At 65.1% G+C, this 23,240-nt stretch carries 13 protein-coding genes; 6 read left to right on the forward strand and 7 right to left on the reverse strand.

The window, feature by feature from the left end:
• Positions 1–293 precede the first annotated feature (293 nt).
• The 4 genes from ACFHPP_RS26135 to ACFHPP_RS26150 all read left to right on the forward strand — a co-directional run bounded on the left by ACFHPP_RS26135 (position 294) and on the right by ACFHPP_RS26150 (position 4,312).
• Complete coding sequence (locus ACFHPP_RS26135; protein ID WP_437166179.1) at positions 294–1,406, forward strand: class I SAM-dependent methyltransferase; 1,113 nt, start codon at positions 294–296, stop codon at positions 1,404–1,406.
• A gap of 233 nt (positions 1,407–1,639) precedes the next feature.
• Positions 1,640–2,032: a response regulator transcription factor gene (locus ACFHPP_RS26140; RefSeq protein ID WP_437166180.1), complete on the forward strand. Its 393-nt coding sequence runs from the start codon at positions 1,640–1,642 to the stop codon at positions 2,030–2,032.
• 484 nt (positions 2,033–2,516) lie between these two features.
• Positions 2,517–3,911: a tyrosine-type recombinase/integrase gene (locus ACFHPP_RS26145; protein ID WP_437166181.1), complete on the forward strand. Its 1,395-nt coding sequence runs from the start codon at positions 2,517–2,519 to the stop codon at positions 3,909–3,911.
• A gap of 95 nt (positions 3,912–4,006) precedes the next feature.
• A complete protein-coding gene (locus ACFHPP_RS26150) occupies positions 4,007–4,312 on the forward strand; it encodes a hypothetical protein (protein ID WP_437166182.1) in 306 nt (101 codons plus the stop codon).
• A 4-nt stretch (positions 4,313–4,316) separates the two neighbouring features.
• On the opposite strand, the gene ACFHPP_RS26155 is transcribed toward ACFHPP_RS26150, so the two are convergent.
• The 6 genes from ACFHPP_RS26155 to ACFHPP_RS26180 are packed head-to-tail and all read right to left on the reverse strand — an operon-like array spanning position 4,317 to position 16,971.
• Positions 4,317–4,727, reverse strand: coding sequence for an ImmA/IrrE family metallo-endopeptidase (locus tag ACFHPP_RS26155; protein WP_437166183.1), 411 nt, complete (start codon positions 4,725–4,727; stop codon positions 4,317–4,319).
• Positions 4,684–5,460 carry a hypothetical protein gene (locus ACFHPP_RS26160; protein ID WP_437166184.1) on the reverse strand — a complete coding sequence of 259 codons (777 nt, stop codon included), beginning with the start codon at positions 5,458–5,460 and terminating at the stop codon, positions 4,684–4,686. The genes ACFHPP_RS26155 and ACFHPP_RS26160 overlap by 44 nt, the downstream gene beginning before the upstream one ends.
• 29 nt (positions 5,461–5,489) lie before the next feature.
• The gene (locus ACFHPP_RS26165; protein ID WP_437166185.1) at positions 5,490–8,819 is read right to left on the reverse strand and encodes a DUF499 domain-containing protein; all 3,330 of its coding nucleotides are present in this window, start codon (positions 8,817–8,819) and stop codon (positions 5,490–5,492) included.
• Positions 8,820–8,839: 20 nt separating this feature from the next.
• Positions 8,840–12,472 (reverse strand): DUF1156 domain-containing protein, encoded by a 3,633-nt coding sequence (locus ACFHPP_RS26170; RefSeq protein ID WP_437166186.1) that lies wholly within the window; start codon positions 12,470–12,472, stop codon positions 8,840–8,842.
• Entirely contained in the window at positions 12,450–13,448 is a 999-nt protein-coding gene (locus ACFHPP_RS26175; protein ID WP_437166187.1) for a phosphoribosyltransferase-like protein, read from the reverse strand. Before ACFHPP_RS26175 ends, ACFHPP_RS26170 begins: the two co-directional genes overlap by 23 nt.
• Positions 13,449–13,464: 16 nt before the next feature.
• Positions 13,465–16,971: a helicase-related protein gene (locus tag ACFHPP_RS26180; RefSeq protein ID WP_437166188.1), complete on the reverse strand. Its 3,507-nt coding sequence runs from the start codon at positions 16,969–16,971 to the stop codon at positions 13,465–13,467.
• A gap of 727 nt (positions 16,972–17,698) precedes the next feature.
• Between ACFHPP_RS26180 and ACFHPP_RS26185 the strand changes: the two genes are divergently transcribed.
• Positions 17,699–19,249, forward strand: a complete 1,551-nt coding sequence (locus ACFHPP_RS26185; RefSeq protein ID WP_437166189.1) for a Gfo/Idh/MocA family protein — start codon at positions 17,699–17,701, stop codon at positions 19,247–19,249.
• A gap of 15 nt (positions 19,250–19,264) precedes the next feature.
• Positions 19,265–19,915: a hypothetical protein gene (locus tag ACFHPP_RS26190; RefSeq protein ID WP_437166190.1), complete on the forward strand. Its 651-nt coding sequence runs from the start codon at positions 19,265–19,267 to the stop codon at positions 19,913–19,915.
• Positions 19,916–19,969: 54 nt separating this feature from the next.
• Here the strand turns inward: ACFHPP_RS26190 and ACFHPP_RS26195 are convergent, their stop codons facing one another.
• The gene (locus ACFHPP_RS26195; protein WP_437166191.1) at positions 19,970–23,131 is read right to left on the reverse strand and encodes a hypothetical protein; all 3,162 of its coding nucleotides are present in this window, start codon (positions 23,129–23,131) and stop codon (positions 19,970–19,972) included.
• Positions 23,132–23,240: the final 109 nt, after the last annotated feature.

Below are 23,240 nucleotides of genomic sequence, written 5' to 3' on the forward strand. Positions count from 1 at the left end.
GCGGCGCCGGACCTCGGCTTGTGCGGTGATGCTCATCTCCCGCTGAAGCGTCCTGGACCGTCGCGCGAAATCCGGCGACCCTGGGCCTGTGGAGCGAATCGGCCAGGGAGAGCGGCTTCTGGACCGAGCTCGACCGCCCTCATTGAGGCGCGGGGGGAACGATGCGATATTGCGGCGGATGCGAAGGCGGATGCTAACCTTGGCGACTTCATGATCCGGCGAACTCGGCGTTGATGGACCTGTTCCGGCGGCTGCGCGGACGGGCGCGGAGGATCGCTTCGCTGCGACAGGACGTGGCAACCCTTCGTGCCGAGCTTGACGGCCTGCGGGCCGAGACCGAGCGCCGCGCCCAGGCGCTGGAAGCGCGCATGGAGCAGGACCTGCTGCCGAGGGCGGTCCATGCGGTCGCCGAGGGCATGGTGCGCCGGACTTTGACGCGCGGCACGCCGAACCTTGATCCGGCGCACCTGGCAATCCGCGAGATCCCGAACCTGATCAGCAACGTGAAGGTGCTCGGCACGGAACAGGCGGAGCGGCTGTGGCAGGCGGCGCCGATGCGCGACCTGCCGGGTACGCCGACGCGCACGGGGCTCGGCGGACGGCTGTGCCGGCAGGCCGATATCGAAAGCCCCTGGCTGCGATACTGGCTCGGCCAGGCGCAGATCCAGCCGATGTACCATCGCAAGGTCTGGGAAACCGGCTTCGTGCTGCAGGCGCTCTGGGAAGGCGGGGCGATGCGCGAGGGTGTGGAGGCGCTTGGCTTCGCGGTGGGGCAGGAGCCGATCCCCGCGGTGCTCGCCTCTCGCGGCATGCGCGTGCTGGCCACCGACCTGTCCTCCCAGGATCCGCGGGCCCAGGTCTGGCGGGAGACGCAGCAGAATGCCGCCGAACTCGCCCCGCTGCGGCGCCCCGGCATCATCCCCGACGCGTTGTTCCATGAACGCTGCGCGTTCCGCGAAGTCGACATGACCTCGATCCCGACGGATTTCGCCGGACGGTTCGACGTGGTGTGGTCGACCTGTTCGCTGGAGCACCTGGGCTCGATCGAAGCCGGGCTGCGCTTCATCGAGCAGGCCATGGCCTGCCTCCGCCCCGGCGGCATCGCCGTGCACACCACGGAATACAACGCCGGCTCGAACGACGTGACGCTCGACAACTGGCCGACGGTGTTGTTCCGCCAGCGCGACATCGAGGAGGTCGCCCGTCGCCTTGAGGCGGCGGGGCACGAGGTGCTGCCATTGGATTTCTCGCCCGGGACCGGAATTCTCGATGGCTATGTCGACCTGCCGCCCTATGGGCTGGCGGAGGTCTTCCCGCGGGCTACGTCCCTGCCGCCACACCTGCGATTGAGCATCGACGGGTTTGTCGCAACCTCCATCGGCCTGATCATCCGGGCCGGGCGCTAGACCGGTATGCGGTCAGTCGGAAAACGCTGACCGCATTGCTCGCTCAGGATTCAATCACTTCCAGACTCTGAGCGGCGTCCAGGCGGACGCCGCGTGCGTCTGACCGCGCGGCGGCCCGTGTCCGGCGCACTTGCCGCAGACGCGCCAACGTTCGTGAACGCTGCGGGAAAGTTCGTTGCGTTGCAATCCAGCTTATCGGGGTATCCTGCAATCTCCAGTAGCAGGATACGAGATTGACAACCGCGGCGCGAATTCTTGTGGTCGAGGATGATCCGATCCTGCGCGGCCTGTTGGTGGATGTCATCGACTCCGACGCCGATCTCTGCGCCACCGGCGCGGCAAGCATCGCGGAAGCGGACGCCAAGCTCGGGCTGCGGGGGGAAGCCTTCGATGCGATGCTGCTCGACCAGCACCTGCCGGATGGCCATGGCGGCGATTTCTGCCAGCGCCTGCGCCTCAACGGCGTGACGATCCCCATCCTGATTCTGAGCGGCGAGGCGGACCGGCGCGCCGGGCAGCGAAGCCGTGCCCAGGGGGCCAGCGACCACATCCAGAAGCCGGTGCAGATGCGCGAATTGATCAACCGGCTGACCGCGCAACTCTCGGAACCCAGCGCCTGCCTGTGACGCCATCAGGCGGGAGGAGCGAGGATCCTCGGCGGCGCCACCCGGGATCATGACGAAGGCCTTCATCACCGGCGCCAGCTTGGCCTTCGTGCCGTCTCGCCACGCTGTTCTTGCACAAAGACCAACGATCCGCGACCGCTCGGCAACCCAGGCGTTATATCCGACGTATACCGTTGCGGAAAAGTATCGACATGCTACGGATTCATCTGCATCGCAGGCGCGATGGGCGGGGCTCCCAGGCGCGGGCGCGTTTCCGCGTGCCGAAGCTTGTCGGCTGCCGAGCGAAGCCGCAGGCGCAGCATTCGGATGGCAGGGTATGCCCCGTACGGGATTCGAACCCGTGTTACAGCCTTGAAAGGGACATAACGCGATGTCTGGGGATGCACCAGGACGCAGGAAACGTGAGGCGCTGCCTCGCTTTCATCCCGCTTGATCCCCGGACGTCTCCAATGGCATATTGGAGAAGTGTTGGAGAGGTTGCCCCATGCCCCGCAAGGTCCGCGAAGTCAGCCTGAACAACCGGACGGCGCGGATGGGCCTCAAGGCTCGGGCCAAGCCCTACTTCCGGCTCGTGCGGGAGGGGCTGCACCTCGGCTACTACCGCTCCGCGGCGGGCCGGTCCGGCACATGGAGCGCGCGCCGCTACGTCGGGGATCAGCGGTACGAGACGGCCGCCTTGGGCCAGGCGGATGACTTCGCCCATAGCCCGGCGGACGGCGCCAGCATCCTGACTTTTGACCAGGCCAGCAAGGCCGCGGCGAAGTGGGCTGATGCTCAGGCGAATGCAGAACGGGCCGCCCTGACCGCGGAGGCTGCCCCCACCGTGCGCAAAGCGGTCGAGACCTACATCGCGAGCCGCCGCACCCGCGACGCCAAGGCCGGGGCGGACACAGCGACCCGGTTGACGCATCACGTCCTGTCGGCACCGCTTGCCGATGTGCTGCTGACCAATCTGACGGAGGCGGACCTTGAACAGTGGCGGACCAGGTTACAGCGCGGCGGCAGGGCATCCAAGCCGGGCACCGCGCCGTTGTCCGCCGCGACGCTCGCCCGGGTGCTGAATGACCTTCGCGCCGCGCTGCGTGCCGCCGCCGCCAAGTCGAAACTGCCTGCCGACGTGCTCACCACCATCACCGCCGGGTGCAGCCGCCCCGAAGGCGCCAGCCGGCCGCGTGCCAAGCAGGTGCTGCCCGATGCCGACGTGCGCAAGATCGTGGAAGCCGCCGCGGCGCAGGATGACGACTTCGGCTTGCTCGTGCTGGTGATGGCGGCGACGGGCGCCCGCATGGATCAGGTTGCCCGGGCGACCGTGGCCGATTTCCAGGCGGACCAGCGCCGCCTCATGGTTCCGGTCTCGCGCAAGGGCCGCGGAAGCAAGGCGCAATCGCATGTGGCGGTGCCGCTGCCCGATGACGTGGTTGCGCGCCTCCGGCCGCTGGCGACTGGCCGTCCGGGGCATGAGGCGCTGTTGCTGCGCTGGCACCACCGGCAGGAACCCGGCGACAAGCCGGCCGGCCGGCTGCCGCGTTGGGTGCGCGAGGATCGCCGGCCGTGGCGGACGCCTTCGGAAATGGCGCGGGCATGGCGTGCGACAGTCGCAGCGGCGGGCCTGCCCGATGACCTCGTGCCCTACTGCCTCCGCCATTCCTCCATCGTGCGCGGGCTGCGCGCGGGCTTGCCGGTCCGGCTCGTGGGCGCGGTGCATGACACGAGCGTCGCCATGATCGAAAGCCACTACGGAGCTTTCATCGTTGACGCGACGGAGGACCTGTTGCGCCGGGCGGTGGTGGCGATGATGCCGGCCGCCGCTGCGCAGGTTGCGAGGATCGCGACGGAGCGGGCGCCGACGGACTCCAGGCCCAACGCAGCGGCCGGCTGACTACCGGACTAGAGTCTGTCAGCGCAGCGCTGAGTTGGAAAAGGGTTCCGCGACGCGGGGCTGATGTGATTATGGGATGGCGCGGGCGGAAGCTGGTGCTGACGCCGGCCAGTACCGCGAACCGCACAGCCTCGGCTGCGGACACCACACTGGTCAAGGCACCGGCCCGAGCATTCCGGTGGCGGCGGATAATGGAGGCCGGGCGGTACGCGACAATCAACGAGCTGGCGGCGGCGGAGAAGATCAACTCATCCTACGTCCCGCGATTGCTCCGCCTAACGCTGCTGGCGGTGGACCTCGTTGAGGCCATCCTGGACGGGCGGCAAGCGGAGGGGATCACGCTGCCGGGGCTGATGGAGCCGTTTCCGGTTGAGTGGGAGTGGCAGCGGGCGATCAAGTAAAGAATCATGACTTCGACGTGGGTTTGAATGCCATTTTGCCATAGCTAATCTTTCCGATCCGTTCGATCCATGAAGCCGCGCGCACGATCACATCAAGGTCGACGTCGTCGATGTTCACCCGCTCGAGATACCCTTTCAGATAAGAGGCAGAGCCAGTGACGAGCCCAGCCCGGGAGGCAATCAGGAATGCGGCAGCCTCAGCCTCTACTTCACGCACGCCCCTAGAAATATGACGGCGGTCGATCCAGCCTGCCTCGCTGTCATCCTCGTCTCCTTCCGCGGATCGAGACCTGCAAGGTCCGAGATGACCACAGAAAATGTGGCCCAGCTCATGTGCAAGCGTCACAAACCTTTCCTTCTCGTCGAGGCGATCATTCAGCGTGACGCGATAGACGGGCACATCGCCGATCGGCAATGCGGAGACCTCCGAATTCGCCGATGCAAAATCCCCAATCTTGCCCTGATCGACTGGTCCAAGGCTCCCCCCAGACAATCCTGGTAGGATGGATTGTGCCGCAGCCCGAGCCAGCGTAGCTGAAGCCTTGGCGACGAAACTCCACCTTCACCTTGAACGTTTTATGCTTGTCCAGCTCGCGCACAAGCCGATTCAGCATTCCTGGAGCAAATACCCCTGTGGCCGCGAAGGGATCTCCTATCGCCGCTCGATCCACTGGCGGACCGGTATCTGCGTCCTCGTAAACGTACCTGATGGGCGAGAACGGCCATAAGATGATGATCGGCACCGCATCAGGAAGCACGTGGCGACCAACAGATGTCCATTCGACTTCCGTCGCAATCACTGAAGCACCAGGACGCTGAATGTACGCCATCCTGGCGTTCCAGACCCCCATGCGGCGGAAGCTCTTTGTGAACACGATGAAGTCGATGAACTGATCTGGTGTAGGTGCTTCGAGCGCCTGCTTGATCAGTTGACGGACCTGCTGCTGCGGCGTCTCGGCGACTGCGGCGGGCGCAGCCGGTGTGAGAGTCTCAGCGTGCCCCGCTTCTATGCCGGCAGTGTGCGGAGTTGATGCCTGCGCCGAGACGGGCGCGGCATGGGCGACGATAGGTTCCTGCCGACTCACCGCCCGCTTCTGGTTTGCTGAGCGTCGAAAGAATTTCGAGAGCCAGGAAAGGAATTGGGGCATGTCGCGCTGTGCCACTGGAAACCGAGCCTCTACTCCTCGAACCCAGTCGACTCAGGCTTGAACTTCAGCTGCTTCGCGTTGTCCCGAACGACGCCGACCTCACCTTCGGCGAAGCCCTCGGGTGCCTCACCCTCGATCTCCAGGGTCAGCTTGATCTTCGCTCCGTTCGTCCGCTGAAGCTCCATGACCACCGCATTTAAGATCGCGTCGAACGACTTCATCGGGCGCACCATGTCGATCTCGACCGACCCGTAGAACCGACGAGGCTTCCGCGGCGCGGCGGGCGTGACTGGAGGATCGCGAGGATCCGTGCTGCCATTCGGGAGTCCGCCTGGTGCAACGGGCTCCGGCCCGCCGCCCGGCTGTTCCGGTGGCGCCTTTGGCCTGTCGGCGGACTGCGCTCGCGCTTCTGTGGCACGCACCAGCACCGCGGTCGCGGGTGGTAGCTCGGGCGGGTTCTTGGCCCATACTAGGTTCCGATACCGGCCTCTTGTCTCGTCGAAGCTGTCGGCATAGCCGAACTCGGGATCGAGCTTCGCCACCGCGTCCCGGATCGTGGTCTCCAACACGACCCGATCCCTCAGTCGCGGGAGGTAGACGTACGACGCGAACCAATCGGCGATCTCGGTAAGTGGAAGGTGAGGCCGATCCTCCGGCCAGATCGGCTTCAGCGCGATCCAGAGTCGCTCGGCGCCCAACCGCTCCTGCAGCACGCCATCGGCCTTGCCCTTGTCATAGACGACCACGGGAATCGCGGCGCGGTCACGCGCAGAGATCAGGCTATGCTCGAGGTCGAAGGGCTTGCCGGCAATGTCGCTGCGGACCGGGTAGAAGATGTGGCTCCATGCCCCGCGTACCGCCTTTCGTGCGCCCTCAGTGTTCGTCTTGGTCTTCTCGGCAGCGTCGTCGGCCTGGCCCTGGGTCATCTCCCTGCGCAGCTGGGCGTCCTTCACGATCGAAGCCCAAGCCATGGCACGCCGCGTCACTTCGCGAGCGGCGGCAAGTTGCAGCTCGTCCGGAGCCACGAACACCAGCGTATTGCGGAATCGCCGCTGCGATGCGCGGCAGCGTGTCAGTGTCTCGGCGACAGCATCGGCCGCCAGGGTCTGCCCCACGCCTTTCCCCGCATGCGGCGTCTTCGGCCCGAGGATCACCAGCGAGAGCGACTGCGCCTCGTCAATCGTCACCGGATCATCGGGCGCCGCATAAACACGATGGAAGCCACCCTTCAAGCCAGCATCGCTCTGCAGGGTCTGGACAATCTCAGCGTCCACCTCGTGCTCCGGCAGCGCCTTCGCGCGTTCATCGGCGACCCGGTTCAGGGTGGGTTGGGTCGAGAACCAGTAGCGGCCTGCTTCCTCGTAGAGATATGTCGCCCGCTCAGTCAGTTCGCGCAGCGCCTCTCCGAAGATCGCCAGCTGGTCACCTGGCTCCGCGCAGGCCAGCCGCAAACCCTGCCCGGTCAGCCCGGCATTCGGTTGCCCCACCAGCGGCGCCGAGCAGAGGAACACCGCGCGTGCCGCACGCGTGGCAGCGCGAGACTGGGAGATGCGCCGCGTCGGGTTGGCCTCCATCCGCGCCGGCAACGCGCCTTCGCCATCCACCTCTCGATCGACCACGGAGGCGAACGCCGGATTGAGCGGATACAGGACGCTGGCGCGGATGCGTTCATGCGAGAGCGGGATCCGCGCCGGTGTGATCAGCGGGTCGCGCGACTGCATGTGCCATAGCACGCCGACCACATTCGCCATGAAGCGCAGCACGCCACGGGTCCGCTGGAATTTCTCCAGGCTGGCCCAGTCCTTCGAGAGCCGGTCGAGCACCTCCGGATGGATCGGATAGGACAGGGTCATCAGGTCGAGGGTGCGCGCCTCCCGCGCCTCGGGTGGGAACTCGGCAGGGTTCTTCCGGTACAGGTCGTGGAACGCCTTCACCGTCTCCGTACGGGCCTTCTCGCCCTCCGCGTCCAGGGGCTGGAACAGGCGGCGGCGAATGATTTCGTAGGTCTCGTCCCCCGTCGCCGGGAGCCATGCCGATTGAACCCGCCCAAACACCTTTTCCAGGCGTAGCAGGGCCGCTGCGCCGCGGGCACCGCCAGCTTCAGCAATGCTCTCGGGCAGTGACCCGACGATGAGCACGCCGGGCACCATCTTGGCGGCCTCGGTCAGCGACTGGATGAAGGAGAGGAAGGCTTCGAACCGATCGTCGTCGAGCTGGCGCGCGAACATGGTCAGCTCGTCGAGCAGGATGACGCTCGGGCCGACCAGGCGGAACAGCTCCACCATCAGTTCCGAGCCCGGGCTGGTACGCGCCGCCTCGGCCTCCTTCACCAGTTCAAGGCCAAGCTCACCGCCGAGCCGCCAGGCGATGTATCCCCACAGCGTCCGCACCACCGGCGCATTCTTCAGCGTGAGCGAGGTGTCCGCTCCCTTCGAGGAGCCGACGAACACCGCGAATTCAGGCTTCGGCCAGGTCGTGACGCCGATCTTCTCGACCAGCGGCGCCAGCCCCGGCAGCGTGCGCGGGTCACCGCCGGCGCGCAGATGCGCAGCGAGGTGGAACAGCGCCAACATGGTGTGCGTCTTGCCGCCGCCGAAGGACGTCTGCAGCCCGATCACAGGATCGCCGCCGCGTCCTGCCAGCCGCAGGAGCGCCGCCTCGAGGACGCGCTTCAGGCCTTCGGTGAGGAAGGTGATGCCGAAGAAGTCCTGTGGGGTCGCGTAGGCATCGCCCACCGCGACATTGCCGCTATCCACCGCGAAGAGGTCGGCGGCGAACTCGGCTTCCTTGAAGCGGTTTGCGATGACGTCCGGATGCGGCAGCGCGACTTCGGTCCACGGTTTGAGCGCCCGCGCCGGCCCATCGGTTGGCGAGAGGGTCAGCTGCGGCGGCGCAGGCGGCGCCTCGGCTGGCGGAAGGGCTCGCCCCGCACCCGAGTTCCGCTGCGCGTCATACAGTGCCTTCAGCGCAGTGACTTCCACCGCAGGCGCCTTGGTCAGGCGCAGCAGCGCCCACATGGCATCCAGGTAGCGCAGGGCCTCGTCATCCTGGAGTGGCAGCGTGAGGTGGGAAACGGCGTTGCGCGCCTCCAGCGCCATGGAGACGAAGTTCCGGGCGCTGTGGCGGTCCTTCTGGGCGAAGGCGGCCTCGAATACCTCGCGCCAGCGATCGATCATGGTCTTGAGCAAGCCATAGGCATCCAGCGCGCCGTTGCCGCTGCCGCTTGCTCGGCTGGCGTAGGCCAGCCACTGCTCGCCATGCGACTTGCGCATCCAGCCTTCGACGAAAGGCACCAAGCCGCGCTGCAGATGGAAGATGCCATCCTGGACCCGACGCAGCGTTTCTTTTTCTGCCGACATACGACTCTCCCCCCGGCCGGTCAGAACAATGAGGCTTGCGCGGCGGCGGCAGGGCCGCGTGCGATGACGGCAGGCGCCATCTCCGCCAGCCGGGGCCACTCCTGCGCGAGAGCGTTGTAGATCAGCGCCTCCGACGCCCACCCCTTCTGGGTCGCGATCTCGAACAGGCGGTAGGCCAGCGCGCGCGCATCCTCCGCCCGCTGCCCCATCTGCGCCACGAACGCGGCCGCGGCCTCGGCGCCGCCATCCTCCGCGTTCAGCACGCGGATGGTGTGCTGCACGCATTCCCAGACTGTCGCCGCCTTGTCGGTGGCAGGCGACCAGCCATCCGGGAGGTCGGCGCGCGCGACAAGGCCTGCCTTTCCGCGGAGATCCTGGAAGACGCCGGAGCTGAACAACGTGGCGAGCGGGATGTTCTTCGCGTTGGCGAGCGTGATCAACTCGCCCGAGGGACGGGCGTCGAAGCCGTAGGTGGCGAACCAGGCCAGCGCGACCTGTGTTGGCGCGTCGAAGGCTTCGGTCAATTCATTCTCGATCTCGTCCCAGACACGGTTGATGAGGGAGAGCGCGGTCTTCACCGGCATGGCGCTGTCGTCATCCTCCAGCACCTTTGCGAAGCGGGTGAAAACGCCCATGCCGGGGCCAATGACAGATTGCTGCATGTCCACGGGGCCGACGCCGGCCCTGCGAATGGTGGCGATGGCGTCGGGCAGTTCGCGTTTGAGCGCGCGAACAAAGTCGGCTCTGGTTACGGTGCCTGCGTCGACCGCGCGCTTGCGGCAGACGAGAACGATGGAGGAGGCAAGCGCATTCGTGCCGCTGCCGATCATGCGGTTGGCAAGTTCGGTGCGAACCGGCCACGTGCCATCGACAGCCAAGCCTGCATCCACGACGGCCTGGAGGAACGAGGCCCAGCCAGCAGAGGTCACGCCGCCTTCCGCCGCTTCGGCCTGCTTGAAGGCGTAGTATATCGTGAGCGGGGCATCGTCGACGGCCGCCTTGCGCATCGCGGTCAGTGCCTCACCCATGCCCCGCATGAAGAAGGCTTCGGCTGCGTCCTTGCCGCCATGGCGATAAGGCGTAGCGACGAGTTCTCGCTCTTTCGGCGTGTTCAAGCGCCGGAAAAGGTCAGGCCAAGTGCCAGACAGCGAGCGGCGGACCCAAACGTAGAAAAAATCAGAAAGGTCGGCGTAACCGATATTGTCATAGTAGGGTGGGTCAGTGGACACGACGATAGGGCGAACCGGAAACGAATTCTTTGACGCATCGATCAAACCCATCGATGCCGACCCGGCAATTGGAGTGCGCTGCAGGACGTCAAAAATCCGGCCAATGCTGCTATCGAGGCTCGCCGCGATATCTGACAGCGGGTAAGCCTCAGCGAAATCCCAGGTCATCGCAATCGCTTGACGCGAGAAGACATTCCTGATGCCGGGTTTGCGGCCCTGTCCGTCTCGAATGTCCCAAGAACAAAGGCTTGAGCAGCGATCAGCAAGGCGGCTGACGATGAGCGCCAGATACGTCGCCACGGCATCGGCATAGGCAGTGACGCCGGTGCCGGACTCCGAGAGGGGGGTGAAGTCGTCGAGCAGGCCGGCAGCGCGCGCATCGGCCAACGCCATTTCCCGTGCCTCGGTCACCAGATCGGAGAACGTGGTCAAAGCTACCAGTTGGCGCGGGGTGAAGAGGGAGACGAAGGTTTTGAAGCCATATCCCGGCGGAGCGAACCAGCGTGGATTGGCCGGCATCTCAACGTCGAGGCCCGTGATGTCGGCAGGTTCCGCCGACGCTGCCACGCGTTCGTGCACGTCGGTCGGCGAGAGATACACGCGCTCGCGCGCCCCCTCGGCGACAATGGCCATCAGCCGGGCACCCATTCGCCCGGCATCCCCTTCCTGGCGAGCGTGATCAGGGGCGATCGCCGCTCCAGTGAGAACGCAGGTGAAGTGCGTTCCTCGCCCCGTCTTTGTCCCCTTCTTGAGGCGTTCCTCCTCCGCCTTCGTCAGTGTCCCGTTCCGTACGGCAAAGCGCCAACCATCCGGCGCAGATGCGTCAATCAGCGGCTCCACCCAGGCTTTGTTTCCCGCCTTGGTCGAGAGCAGGAAAGACGAGACCAGCGGCACCATAGCCCCCTTCGCGGCCGGATCCGGGCTACGCACGGTGCGCGCCCAAAGCCAAGCGATGACGGTTCCCTTGCTGCCATCCGGCAGCGTCGCCTCGGGATAGAGATGGCCGATGCGCCGCGCAGCCTCCTCCCGCATCCAGGCGCCGTAGTGACATAGATCCTCGGCAAGCCCCTGCGCGCCGCGCCCCTGCCAGCGCCCACCGCGCGCGCGCTCCTCGCGGGATGCCGGGTTCACCGGCGGCAAGCCGGCGAACATTGGCGGGATCTCTACCAGCGCCTTGCCGATCAGCACCGCCACCGGATTCAGGTCGCTGCCATAGGAGCGCAGCCCGAGCCGCTGCGCCTCCAGTGGGATGGAGCCACCGCCCGAGAAGGGGTCATAGACGGGCGGCGCCTTAGCCTGGAGGTAGGCCAGGATGGCCTCGCCGTCCTCCGGCGGCGGCGGCTCTTCGTCGCGGCCCCAGGCCACGCTGCGTGCGATTTCCCATCGAGCGGCGTTCAGCACCGCTTCGTTGTTTGAGCTTTCCCAGGCGACCAGGCCGTCTTTGTAGTCTGCCTCCTTCGTGCCGCCGATCAGCTTGTGCAGCCGGTTCCGCTCCCTCTCCACGTCCTCCGGTGACGGAAACCGATCCGGCCAGGCGGAGGGGTCGTCCACCAGCTGCGAGAACAGCACCGCCCGGCACGCCGCCAAGGGCCGCCGCGCCCACCACAGGTGCAGCGTCGAGGGATGCCCATGCCGGATAGATTTCTCCCGCGCCGAGGCGACGTTGATGGCCTCCAGCGGGATGGAGACTTCGATGAGCTTCTTGCGGGGCAGAGAGGGGGCCATGCGATCTTTCGGAAGGTCGAAGAGGCCGGGCTTCGGCTCAGGGGTAGCCGGCACGGCACTTGGCGTTGGCCGAGGTGCTGCCACGTCGGCGCTGTTCCCGCGAATCGGCTCGATCGGTCCGCCGAGCAGGAGAAACTCCGGGAGATCGAGCGGCGGCAGTTCCTGCGCGGGCCAGCGGTCCCCGTCGCTGAGTTCCTCGCGCAGTTCCATCAGCAGGCGCCCGAGCACGTTCTGGCCGACGAGCACCTCCGGCTCGATCGGCTTCGCACCCCAGAAATCATCCTTACGCGATTCCTCGACAATCGGGCGGTCGCGGGTCGCGCGCAGCAAGCGGGAGAACTCGGCGAAATTCTGGATCAGCTTGGCGCGCAGGCACCACCGCATGATCTTGACGCGCACGGCATCCCAATCTGGCCGGGAGTCCGAGCGGTACGGCTTGCCCTTCATCTTCGCCGTCATCGGGCTGTTCTGCTCGATGATCAGTTTCTGCACATGCGGCAGATGCGGAAAGCGACAGACCTGGTACAGCGCCTCGGAGGTGAGGATGCGGACGCCATTCACGCGCAGCGGATAGCCGCCCGCCATGTTGGAGAGGCCGCCAAACGCTTCCTTGGTCTTGAGAAAGACAATCGAGGTTGCGCGGTCGTAGGTTCGGAGCCGCCCTCCGTTCAATGCTTCAGAGGTCGCCGTCGTTGCCATACGTCTTCCTGGGCACCAGGGGATGCCACTTGTTGAATGGGTGCCAAGGCGGATTTGCCTTGCCGCCCCACCAAAGCGCCAGTGGGGCGTTGTTCGGGCAGTTGCGCCAGGAGAGAAATAGCGAGCCAAAACCCATGGCAAACGGGCCGAATCCGAGCGGGCGGAGAACTGGCTTAGGGTTCGCGGAAAATGAGCGAATCTTCAATCCCGCCTTTACGAAGGCCTGTTCGAGCACATCGCGCCGAACCTCGGATGAGTAGAAGGTGCTGGCGCCTCCGGGTTCTCGAAGCTGCAAAGGGAACCTTCCTTGATCGTATCCCGTCGCCTCGCGCGGAAGCCGCGTCGGCCACAAAACCCCAGAATCCCTACTGTACCGATTTCGATTTTCGATACCGAAGGCGCTCCAAAATTCAAAGGTGATATCCTTGTTCAGCCGTCGCGCTTCAGCCTGCAACCATTCCCGCGTCTTGTATTTACCAAACTTGTGGTACGCGGGGACGACAATGCGTACTCGCGCTCGATCCGGCGCATATTGAAGCCAATCCCTCAAATCGGTCTGGATTCTTCCACCTGTGAACAGGGCGTCATCGACATAGATGTAATCCGCGCCGCCGCCAGTTGCACCCCGAGGAAGACCAGTTGCTGCCTGAAGCTCCTCCCAAAACAGTTCGAGCATATCGCGTTGACTGCTGCCATTTTTTTGGATGTCAAGCAAGTTCGCGGCCGACCAGTATCCGGCGGGGTCATTTCCTACGAGATCATCGTTCTTTATGACGCCGCGGATGAAATCTCGAGCTCGCTGGCGGCTGAAATAGAGCTGCGACCATACGTGGCAAAGTTCGTCCAGCAGTGGCTCGCGTTCTACGGCTTCGAACTGACCTATCCACCGTCCCACATGGTCGGCATCGGGCCGCGGAATTTCGCCTTCTCGAAAATCGGCGATCAACGTGGCGAGCGCTTCGAGCTTTTGTCTCATGCAATCCTTTGCCCAATCATGAGGGTTGCGCCCCAAGCGTCAGCAGATCTCTGATGTTGAAGGCGACTGCAGTCTCGGCGAAGCCGAGTTCGCGTTGGAAGAACCGGCGCACGTAGGCAGGCTCCCGCGCGAAGCCGGCTTCCACCTGCACAATCGCGAGGATGAAGGCATCCGGGCTGTTCAGCGAGGCCAGCAGTTCGTTCTTCGTCAGCATGATCACGTCGCCATCGACATGCCGGCCCTTCACCTCGATGAAGCGTAAGGCGCCCGCTTTCGCATTGCGGCTCTCGATGTCCCATCCCTTCTTCTCGGCCGAGACATCCCGCGGCTCATGGCCAAGCGACAGCTCCGCAGCCATGACGGCTTCCATCGCCAGGCGTTCCACCTCCGCGCGTGACGTCGCATCTTCGGCGAAGCCGGGGAGCACGCGTGCGTCGGCAGGCTTGCTTCGTGCCAGCAGCAGCCCATTCGGGATGACCAGCGCGGCGCCCTTCATCACCGGCGGTAGGGCGGTAATCTGCCGCTCGCGCGCCAGTTCCTCCTGGCGCTTGTGCAGCCGCTCGACCAGGCGCTGTGCCGTGGCCTCCGCGTTGCTGGCGTTGATGCGCTGCTCCTTGCCGGCGCGCTCTTCTTCGCGCAGTCGAGCCGCGCGGGCATCCCAGTAATTGATCTCGCGCGTGAGGCGGGCCCGAACCTCCCGCTCCACCTTGTCGATCTCCGCGATCCGGCGGCGCTTCACCTCTGCCAGGTGCTCGGGCACCAGCTTCGCAATGGCGTGGCCGAGCGCCTGCTGCTCGACACGACCCGACAGCCAGGGCGCGATAATCGCGTCGGCGACCAATTCGCGCTCCTCCGCCGTGATGGGCCGGCAGTCGAGGTAGGGAGCCGGCCCGCCATCCGCGGCGCTGCCATCCTCCCGCAGATGGATGAATTGCAACCGCTGCGAGATGACACGCGGCTCGCCCGACTTGGCGACGCGGCCATCCCGGATGGCGTGTTCCAGATAGACGAGCAGCCGTGGGGCGAGGCCCTCATCGCCGTCGTCCACCAACACACCACCTTGCTGGAGCAGCGGCTGAAAGCGCACCAGCACCATGTCGAGCGCCGAATCGAGCAGGGGGTGCCCCGGGGCCAGGAGTTCGGCCTGCGGCTTGCCGACGATCAGCGCCTTGTCGAAGGTAACGCGGGCATATCGATCGAGCACGGGGTCGCCGCGGCAGATCAGCCTATCCCAGTGCTTCAGCGATGGCGGAACCCGCAGGATCTCGAAGCGACCCTTCTCGCGCTCGGCGATGCGGCCGCCCAGCAGCTGGAAGGCCTCGCGGAAGAAGGCGCCGATGAAGTGTGGTTGCAGTCTGCGAGCCTGGGCGCGCTCCATCTCCTCGCGGATGGCGGCGACGGCGTTCGGGTCCATGCCCTCGGAGGTGAGCTTGCGCTCGGCCACAAGGCGCTCGATGGCGCCAACATCCACGGCGTCATCCACCTTCTGGAACAGGCGAGCCTTAGTCTCGGGCGCGTCGCCATAGCGGATGGCGTCCACCAGCAGGTCTCGCAGCGCCTGGCCTTCGAAGAGTTCGCCCAGCACGTCATAAACCTTGCCGCCCAGGGCAGCTCGGGCCTGCTCCAGCTTCTCCAGAAGGCGCTGATAGACCTCGCCCTCCCGCGTGTTGGTCGCGCAGAGGTTCCACAGGTGGCAGACTTCGGTCTGGCCGATGCGGTGGATACGACCGAACCGCTGCTCCAGCCGGTTCGGGTTCCAGGGCAGGTCGTAGTTGACCATGAGGTGGGCGCCGCGCTGGAGGTTCACGCCCTCTCCAGCAGCGTCGTTCGCAATCATCACCCGGACGAGCGGGTCGGAGTTGAAGGCGGCGATGGCTGCGCGACGCGCCTCCCGCGCGATGCCGCCATGGATGACGACCACCGAAGCCGGGTCGCCGACGCGGGCCGCGATCTTCTGCTGGAGGTATTCCAGGGTGTCCTTTGGCTCGGTGAAGATCAGGATTTTGCGGCGCAGGCCAGTGGCCTGGTCGAACATGATGGGGTCGTCGAGGATAGACTCGAGCTCACGCCACTTCGCGTCCTTGCCGGAGAGCTTCAGTTGGAGCGCACGGGCCTCGAGGTCCTTCAGGATGAGGATCTCGGCCTCCAGCTCGGCCAAGGTCGCCGCGGCAGTGGCTTGGTCGGCGATCTGCTCCTCGATCGCCTCTGCCTCTTCGCCGGGGGCATCGTCGAGGTCGTCTGCGTCGAAGCTCGGCAACGCGAGGGCACGCGTGAGGGGGGCGGCGCCGGTCTGGCGCTGGAGCTTCTCCTCCCGCAGTCGCTCCTCAAGCCGCTTGCGGCGTCGTTCGAGGGATCGGTGGATGGCGGCCGGAGACGATGCAAGGCGGCGCTGCAGGATTTGGAGGGCAAAGCCCACGCTGTTCTGCCGCTTGCCGTCGCCCGAGCGATCGGCGCGATTCATCTCCTCGCGGACGTAGGTGGTGACCGCTTGGTACAGGTCGGCCTCAGCCGGTGAGAGCTCGTAGCTGGCCGTGTAGGCGCGGCGCTCAGGGAAAAGGGGGGTACCGTCGAAGCGATACAGTTCCTCCTTCGTCAGGCGGCGCATCATGTCCGAAACGTCAGCCTTATGGACGCCCTCGCGGAACCGGCCCTCGAATCGGTCGGCGTCAAGCAGCCCCATGAACAGCTGGAAGTCGGCTTCCTTGCCGTTATGCGGCGTGGCGGACATCAGGAGGAAGTTGCGCGCTCGGCCGCCCAGGAGCTTCCCCAGCTTGTGTCGCTGAGTCTCCTTCACCTCACCACCGAAGTACGAGGCCGCCATACGGTGGGCCTCGTCACAGATGACCAGATCCCACTCGGGTGCCGCCTGGAGCTTGGCCTTCAGGTCGTCCGAGCGGGCGGCCATGTCGAGGCGAACGATCAGGCGGTTGCGGTCGGCGAATGGATTGCCGCTGACGGAGTTCTCGATCTGGTCGCGGGACAGGAGGTCAAACGCCAGGCCGAATTTCTCCGACATTTCCTCCTGCCACTGCTCGACCAAGCTGCCCGGAGCGACAATCAGGCAACGTTCGAGATCGCCGCGTATCAGCAGCTCCTTGATGAGCAGCCCGGCCATGACCGTCTTGCCGGCGCCGGGGTCGTCGGCCAGCAGGAAGCGCAGGGGCTGCCGGGGCAACATTTCCCCATAGACGGCGGTGATCTGATGGGGGAGCGCCTCGATCTGGGATGCGCTGACCGCGAGGTACGGATCGAAGAGATGGGCGAGCCGCAGCCTGTAAGCCTCAGAGGCAAGACGCAGCAGCCCGCCATCAGCGTCGAAGGCATACGTCCGTCCGGCTTCGAGGAACTTGAAACCGGTTTCCTCACCGCGATAGACGAGCCGCTCCCCGACGCGTCCGCTCACGCGGAAGACGAGGTTGAGCGCATCCGGCCCAAACCGGGTGACCTGGATGATCTCGGCCACGCCCGCGGCGTCCAGGCCGCGAAGCCGCGCCCCGGCTTTGATATCTTCGAAGGTTGCCATCTCAATTAGATTATCGCGCGTTAATTGACGGAAAGCCACTGAGGCGAAAGGCTGTGTACGATGCCAAAACCGTTTTCGCGCGTTTAATTGAGTGGACCGTCGAACCACTACAAGCCAGGTTTCCGCCTCGCTGAGGGTTCCGTACCAAAGTGTTCGCTCTCGAAGTACGGATTTCGGGTAAGTGAAGTTCGAGCCAGGGCAAGTGCCGACCGCGCCAAAACCTGCTTTTTACCTAGCTTTTTGCATTCCGTACTAAACGGGCAAAGTCAGGAGGTCCGGAGAGAACTGGCCTCCGAAGACCGATTTTCGGGCCTCTCCGCGCCGGGCCAGTCAACAGGTCTGCCCCGAAAACCCCAGGAAACCTGCCACTCAGCACGGCGCCTGGTCAGGCGGAGAGTGCGGCTCGTATGGGAACTGGCGGAGGCAGTGCTCCTGGGGTCGAACGGTCGCTTCCCGCAACATCGTGCCGCCGCGGGCTGGATGGGGTGGGGCACCATGTTGTCCCTACCAGCCACAACGGTCCAGAGGCTCTGACGCGACGTCCACAACGGGCGCTGTAGCGAGATAGCGCGTCGCAGATCATTACGATTCATTCAGATTCATTCAGGGCGGCAATTGGTGCGTTGCAACGGCATCGGGGCGAGCAACGAAGCATTTCCGGTGCACAAGCGATTCTCAGGATCGGTCGACGGCAGCGATCGGCTGTCGTTACAGAGGCCTGAACATCATGAACACCGTCACGAAGATCAGTTCCCCCCCGCTGCGAGCCCAACTTCTCGAGGCGACCTACCTCTCCCAACCCATTCAGGTTCGCATCATGCTGGCGGGCTTTGGGCCGCACGCAGAGCGGACCTACCTTCAGCACATTGCTGAGCTTTGCGCTACTGGGCGCGACGTTCGTCTCTGCGTCCTGGTCGAACTCGATGCGGCTCGCGAGGCTGTCCTCGCCCGACTGGAGAAGTATTCGGAGAAGCAGCCCGACGCGACCGCCTTCATCTCGCCGGTTTGCGCCGATGCACTCGATGCCCGAACAGAGTTCGTCCTGAACCGGCTCGCCGAGCAGCATCGGATCAATGCCGTCATCGTCGCCACCCCGCCGGAGGCCCACTTCGCCTATGCCGACTGGGCGCTCCGGCGCGGGTTCTCGGTGTTGTTGGACAAGCCGGTCTCCTCCAGGGTTGACGCCGTGTCTAGCCTTCGTGCCGCCCGCGGGATCCGCCACGATGTTGTGGATCTGGTCAAGCGTTACGGCGAGGCGAGGCGCAAGGGCCGGGTCGCAGTTCTGGTCAATGCTCAGCGCCGCTGGCACCCGGCATTTCGCTATGTCCGGCAGAAGGTGGAAGAGGTGCGGCGTCTCACCGGTCATCCGATCTCGCACATCGCCGCCGCACATGGCGATGGCCAGTTCCGCCTGCCGGCAGAGTGGCTCGACATCGGGTACCACGGCTACCGCCACGGCAACGGCAAGGTGAGCCACAGCGGGTACCACGAGATCGACATGATCCTCTACCTGCTGGCGGCAGGGTGGACGGCACGCACCAAGCCGACTCACCTGCAGGTCCACTCCAGCTTCGTCCAGCCGAGCGCCCTGCTGCAGCACATGCCCCGAGACCGATACGTGGAGATGTTCGGGGACGAGTACAACGCTTACGCCCCCTACACCGACGCAGAACTCGCCCAGGTCGCCCACCGGCTCGGGGAGGTGGATGCCTTCATCACCATCGAGCTGATGCAGCACCATGAGCGGCAGGGCGTCGCCAGGATCGACCTCCAGCACAACACGGTCTCGGCGCGCTCCTGGCTCCAGCCCGGGGGCAATCTGTATAAGGAGAACGGGAGGTTGAAGCGCGAATTTTGGCGCATCGATAGCGGTCCGTTCCAGTCCATCCGCATTGAGACCATCCAGGCCGAGGACAAGCACGATGTTCCCGGCACCAAGGGCAGCTCGATCGGGCAGTGCAACCACCTGCAGATCGTGACCGTGCGCGACGAGAAGCTGCTGGGCTCAGGTCGTCGGGTCGAGGTTGTGGACGCGTCCGAGCTCGGTGAGTTCGACCGCACCCGTCTTCAGTCCGAGCAGGTGAAGATGGCCGCGCTGAAGGAGTTCGTGGACTTCGTCGAAGGGCGCATCGATCGCGAGGACCTCACCTCCGACCTATCGGATCACATGCTCAGCGCGTCGGTCATGTCGGCCGCCTACGAAAGCCACGTCCGGCGCTCGCGGCGCGGCAGCTGCGGCTGGGTGAAGGTGAAGGTGAAGGTGAAGGTGAAGGTGTAAGAGGAGGGCATCGACATGAACAACACCATCCTTATCGAGGGGCTCGACCTCGCGGGCAAGACCTCGACCTGCCGCACCCTCGTGGCCGAGTACGCTCCTCGGCTCAACCTGCGCCGTAACGCGCTGACCGACAGTAACCCGGTTTACGTGGTAGCGGACCGACTTCGCCGGGAAGGCGCCCTCCCGGGAGCCTACCTCGGCCATCTGTTCGTCGCAGCGCTGGCGATGGACCTGAAGCACTATGCGCCACCTGGCCGTCCGACTATCCAGGAGTCCACCATCGGGTTGCGCTCCTACTGCCACTACGCGGCCCGGGGCGAGGAGGGCATGGCGCAGGCCTTCGCCGGTCTGCTGGACGATCCGGCGCACCCGCGATTCGCCTGCTGCGTTGTGCTCACGGCCGGCCTCGCGGCTCGCCGTGCGCGACTGGAGATGCGGCGACGGGACGCTCCCGAGGAGATCGCCGATGACGATCTGGCGGTGATCTCCGCACCGGAGACGTTCCTGCAGATGGATGCCATGCTGATCGCCGAAGCAAGGCGCCGTTACGGGGCGGTGGTGATCGACACCTCCTGCATGACGCCGTCCGAGGTCATCATGGCGGTGAAGGACGTGATCGGCGGTAGCCTTCCGGCGGACGGCGTCACTCCGAAGGCTGGTTGCTAACGCACGGAGGGCGCAGCCGCAGGCTGCGCCCTCTCAGCGTGGTAGGTGCCGAAGCTATGCGACCGCGTCTGACCGCTGATCACCTTCCGCGTCCGCGCTTGGCGGACCGGTCTCGATCAGCATCTCGAATTCCGATCGAGCCGATGCGGGGGCGTTCGCGGCGAGCCACCAAGCCGTGAACGGCTCAGGAGCGTGTTGCTCGCCCAGATTGCCGCTCCCGAGCTGCGCCACGATCCAGTAGCGAACCAGGCTGACGCTCCCTTTCACACGGCTCCACAACTCCGCTTGCAGCTGCGTCGGAGACCATCTTCCCGATGCTGACGATGATGCCCCCGCCTCCCTCTCTAGCTCCAACCGGATCAATCGGATCGGAACGGATAGGTCGTTCGATTCTAGAGCTCTGATCCAGCACTCTCGCCCAATCCCGCGGGCGGTGTGGGGCGCCGGCGCGTCAAAGTCGCCGATGTCGCCCTTCTCCACCTCCAGCCGCATCCAGGTCGCGATGAACGGCCCGCTCCGCAGCCCCTTCGTCCACGCTGCGCGGGCGATCCAGCGGGCGGAGTATTCGGGCGGATCGGCGCCCTCGCCGATGTCGCCCTTCTCCACCTCCAGCCGCATCCAGGCCGCGACGAGCGTCCCTGTCAGCAGCCCCTTCGTCCACGCTGCTCGGGCAATCCAGCGGGCGGAGTATTCGGGCGGATCGGCGCCCTTGCCGATGTCGCCCTTCTCCACCTCCAGCCGCATCCAGGCCGTGAGGAACTGCTCGTCCTGCACTCCATCCTTCCACGCTGCGCGGGCGATCCAGCGGGCGGAGTATTCGGGCGGATCGGCGCCCTCGCCGATGTCGCCCTTCTCCACCTCCAGCCGCATCCAGGCCGTGAGGAACTGCTCGTCCTGCACACCGTCCTTCCACGCTGCGCGGGCGATCCAGCGGGCGGAGTATTCGGGCGGATCGGCGCCCTTGCCGATTTCGCCCTTCTCCACCTCCAGCCGCATCCAGGTCGTGAGGAATTCCTGGGCTTGCACTCCATCCTTCCACGCTGCGCGGGCGATCCAGCGGGCGGAGTATTCGGGCGGATCGGCGCCCTTGCCGATGTCGCCCTTCTCTACCTCCAGCCGCATCCAGGTCGTGAGGAACTGCTCGTCCCGCACACCGTCCATCCACGCTGCGCGGGCGATCCAGCGGGCGGAGTATTCGGGCGGATCGGCGCCCTTGCCGATTTCGCCCTTCTCCACCTCCAGCCGCATCCAGGTCGTGAGGAATTCCTGGGCTCGCACTCCATCCTTCCACGCTGCGCGGGCGATCCAGCGGGCGGAGTATTCGGGCGGATCGGCGCCCTTGCCGATTTCGCCCTTCTCCACCTCCAGCCGCATCCAGGTCGTGAGGAACTGCTCGTCCTGCACACCGTCCTTCCACGCTGCGCGGGCGATCCAGCGGGCGGTGTAGCGTGAGGGATCAGCAGCAGAACCGATGTTGCCCACAGAGACCTCTTCTCTGATCCATGGGCTCACGAATCTTATAGAACCTCGACTACCATCTTCCCAAACCTGCCTCGCAAGCCACCGGTAGGAGTACGGCACTGCTTCGTCGTTCGCCGCGGTTTCATCTTGAACCGATGTCCGTCGATCTGCCTCTACGTTATCGCGGATGTGCCAGAGCTCTTGAACCCACTGAAACCGTGTTGCCTTCGCGGCATCCGGCTGGCGGTCAAGGGCTTCCTCGTAGAGGGCGTCGAGATAACGCGCACCGTCGTAGCGGAAGGGCTCGCCGGCAGTGGGATGATGCCGTTCGGCGCGAGCCCAGGCCCTAAGAAGTCCCGTAGCCAGATACCTCTCCTCCGGGTAAAAGCCGAGGCGATCGACAATGCTGCGCAGCAGTGCACGTCCAAATTCGCGGCAGATGCGCTTGCGATCCTGGTGCCGGCTATCTAACAGCCTCAACCCTTGCGAGCTTGCACGAGTTCGCCAGTTGTTGCTGCGTTTCGAATGGCCTTCTGCGACATCCATATCGACCTCATCCTGCGCCGCTAGACCTAGGTCTTCGCAGAGCAAAGAGAGATTCGCAGGTTGTCCCTCCTGATTCCAACCATAGACTCGGCGCAGCACAAGCCGAGCGATATCGGGATGCCGCACATCATACTCGGAGCCGGCAGATTTAGTAGCGCCTTCGGCATGGAGTGGTACCACTTCCGAGCTGATCCGGGTGATCGCCTTGGCGATGAAGCCAGCATCCGGCTCCCGCCCCTCAAGGCGCTTGAAATTGTAGCGCAATGTTGCCCTCAGGATGTGGTGCGAAATACGACCAGCATGTCCTCCGCTAAGTTCATCGAGCCATGAAAAGCCGGCCACCAGCTTGAGCGCCCAATCGTCGCCAGCTTGATGGAAATCCTCAATCATGCTCTCGATGCACGCGTCGAAGCTCTTGCCACGCGTTGCAGCCAGCATCGCTGCGAGGAGGTGCGGATATTCGCCGGAGACGCTCGCGGCAATCCGGGCCTGAACAACGTCGCTTGCCGCTGCCGGCTGGGCAGCACCGTGCCTGACGATCGCATCGGCTAGCGGAGCCATTTCCATCTCAGAGAGTCGAGGCAGATGGATCTCGCGGAGGCGTTCGAATTCGGAAGAGCGCCGCTGCCACCGGTGGCTTCGCGCACCCAGCACAACACTCAGTGCAGGTTGGGCAGCGAGATCATTTTCGAGTTGGTGGAATCCCTCTGCCTGGTCCGCATTGTCGATGATGACGCACGTCCTGACACCGCTGGTGCCGAAGTCAGGCATGGCGGGGAAGGGTGTCCTTCGCGGCAGGCGCCGAACCAAAAAGACTCGCCATCTTAACTCCCGCAACCGCATGCCGAGGCGGAGCAGCATGGTCGTCTTCCCGTCTCCGGCAGCACCTGTCAGAAGGTTGAGCCGTGAGCCCTCCTCAACCGCGGTGAGCAGCTCCAACTCTGCGGGCCTCTCAATTGCGACGTGCCGCAAGACCGCCCACTCCTCAGGCTGCCCCTCAAGTTGGCTGCCCTGGAGGTACAGTTTGGCTTGCTGGTTGCCCTTGAACGCGCCAAGGCCGGCAAACCCGGGAGCCGGCAAGGATGCGTCGGGCAACTCGCTCAGGTGCTCGAACCCCAGTTCGAGGGCGGGAAAGCGGCTGCCTTCGTTGAGAATGAGGTAGGGACTTCCGCGCCCTGCGAGAACGAACTCCGCGAGGCCGTCCGCCATCGCCGCCATGCGCGAGTGCAAGGCGTCAGCGCCGTCGCTACTGTGAGGCGCTGATGGACTTTCTGGAAGTTTCCATCTGCTTCTGTGCGAGTCCCACCAATAATTTTTG

The organism is Falsiroseomonas sp. E2-1-a20, assembly GCF_051433195.1.
Lineage (GTDB): Bacteria > Pseudomonadota > Alphaproteobacteria > Acetobacterales > Acetobacteraceae > Falsiroseomonas.

Excerpts from the sequence above, each read along its gene's own strand:
- ACFHPP_RS26145 (WP_437166181.1), top strand. The coding sequence starts at position 2,517 with ATGCCCCGCAAGGTCCGCGAAGTCAGCCTGAACAACCGGACGGCGCGG.
- ACFHPP_RS26160 (WP_437166184.1), bottom strand. The coding sequence starts at position 5,460 with ATGCCCCAATTCCTTTCCTGGCTCTCGAAATTCTTTCGACGCTCAGCA.
- ACFHPP_RS26165 (WP_437166185.1), bottom strand. The coding sequence starts at position 8,819 with ATGTCGGCAGAAAAAGAAACGCTGCGTCGGGTCCAGGATGGCATCTTC.
- ACFHPP_RS26170 (WP_437166186.1), bottom strand. The coding sequence starts at position 12,472 with ATGGCAACGACGGCGACCTCTGAAGCATTGAACGGAGGGCGGCTCCGA.
- ACFHPP_RS26175 (WP_437166187.1), bottom strand. The coding sequence starts at position 13,448 with ATGAGACAAAAGCTCGAAGCGCTCGCCACGTTGATCGCCGATTTTCGA.
- ACFHPP_RS26180 (WP_437166188.1), bottom strand. The coding sequence starts at position 16,971 with ATGGCAACCTTCGAAGATATCAAAGCCGGGGCGCGGCTTCGCGGCCTG.
- ACFHPP_RS26185 (WP_437166189.1), top strand. The coding sequence starts at position 17,699 with ATGAACACCGTCACGAAGATCAGTTCCCCCCCGCTGCGAGCCCAACTT.
- ACFHPP_RS26190 (WP_437166190.1), top strand. The coding sequence starts at position 19,265 with ATGAACAACACCATCCTTATCGAGGGGCTCGACCTCGCGGGCAAGACC.
- ACFHPP_RS26195 (WP_437166191.1), bottom strand. The coding sequence starts at position 23,131 with ATGGCGGACGGCCTCGCGGAGTTCGTTCTCGCAGGGCGCGGAAGTCCC.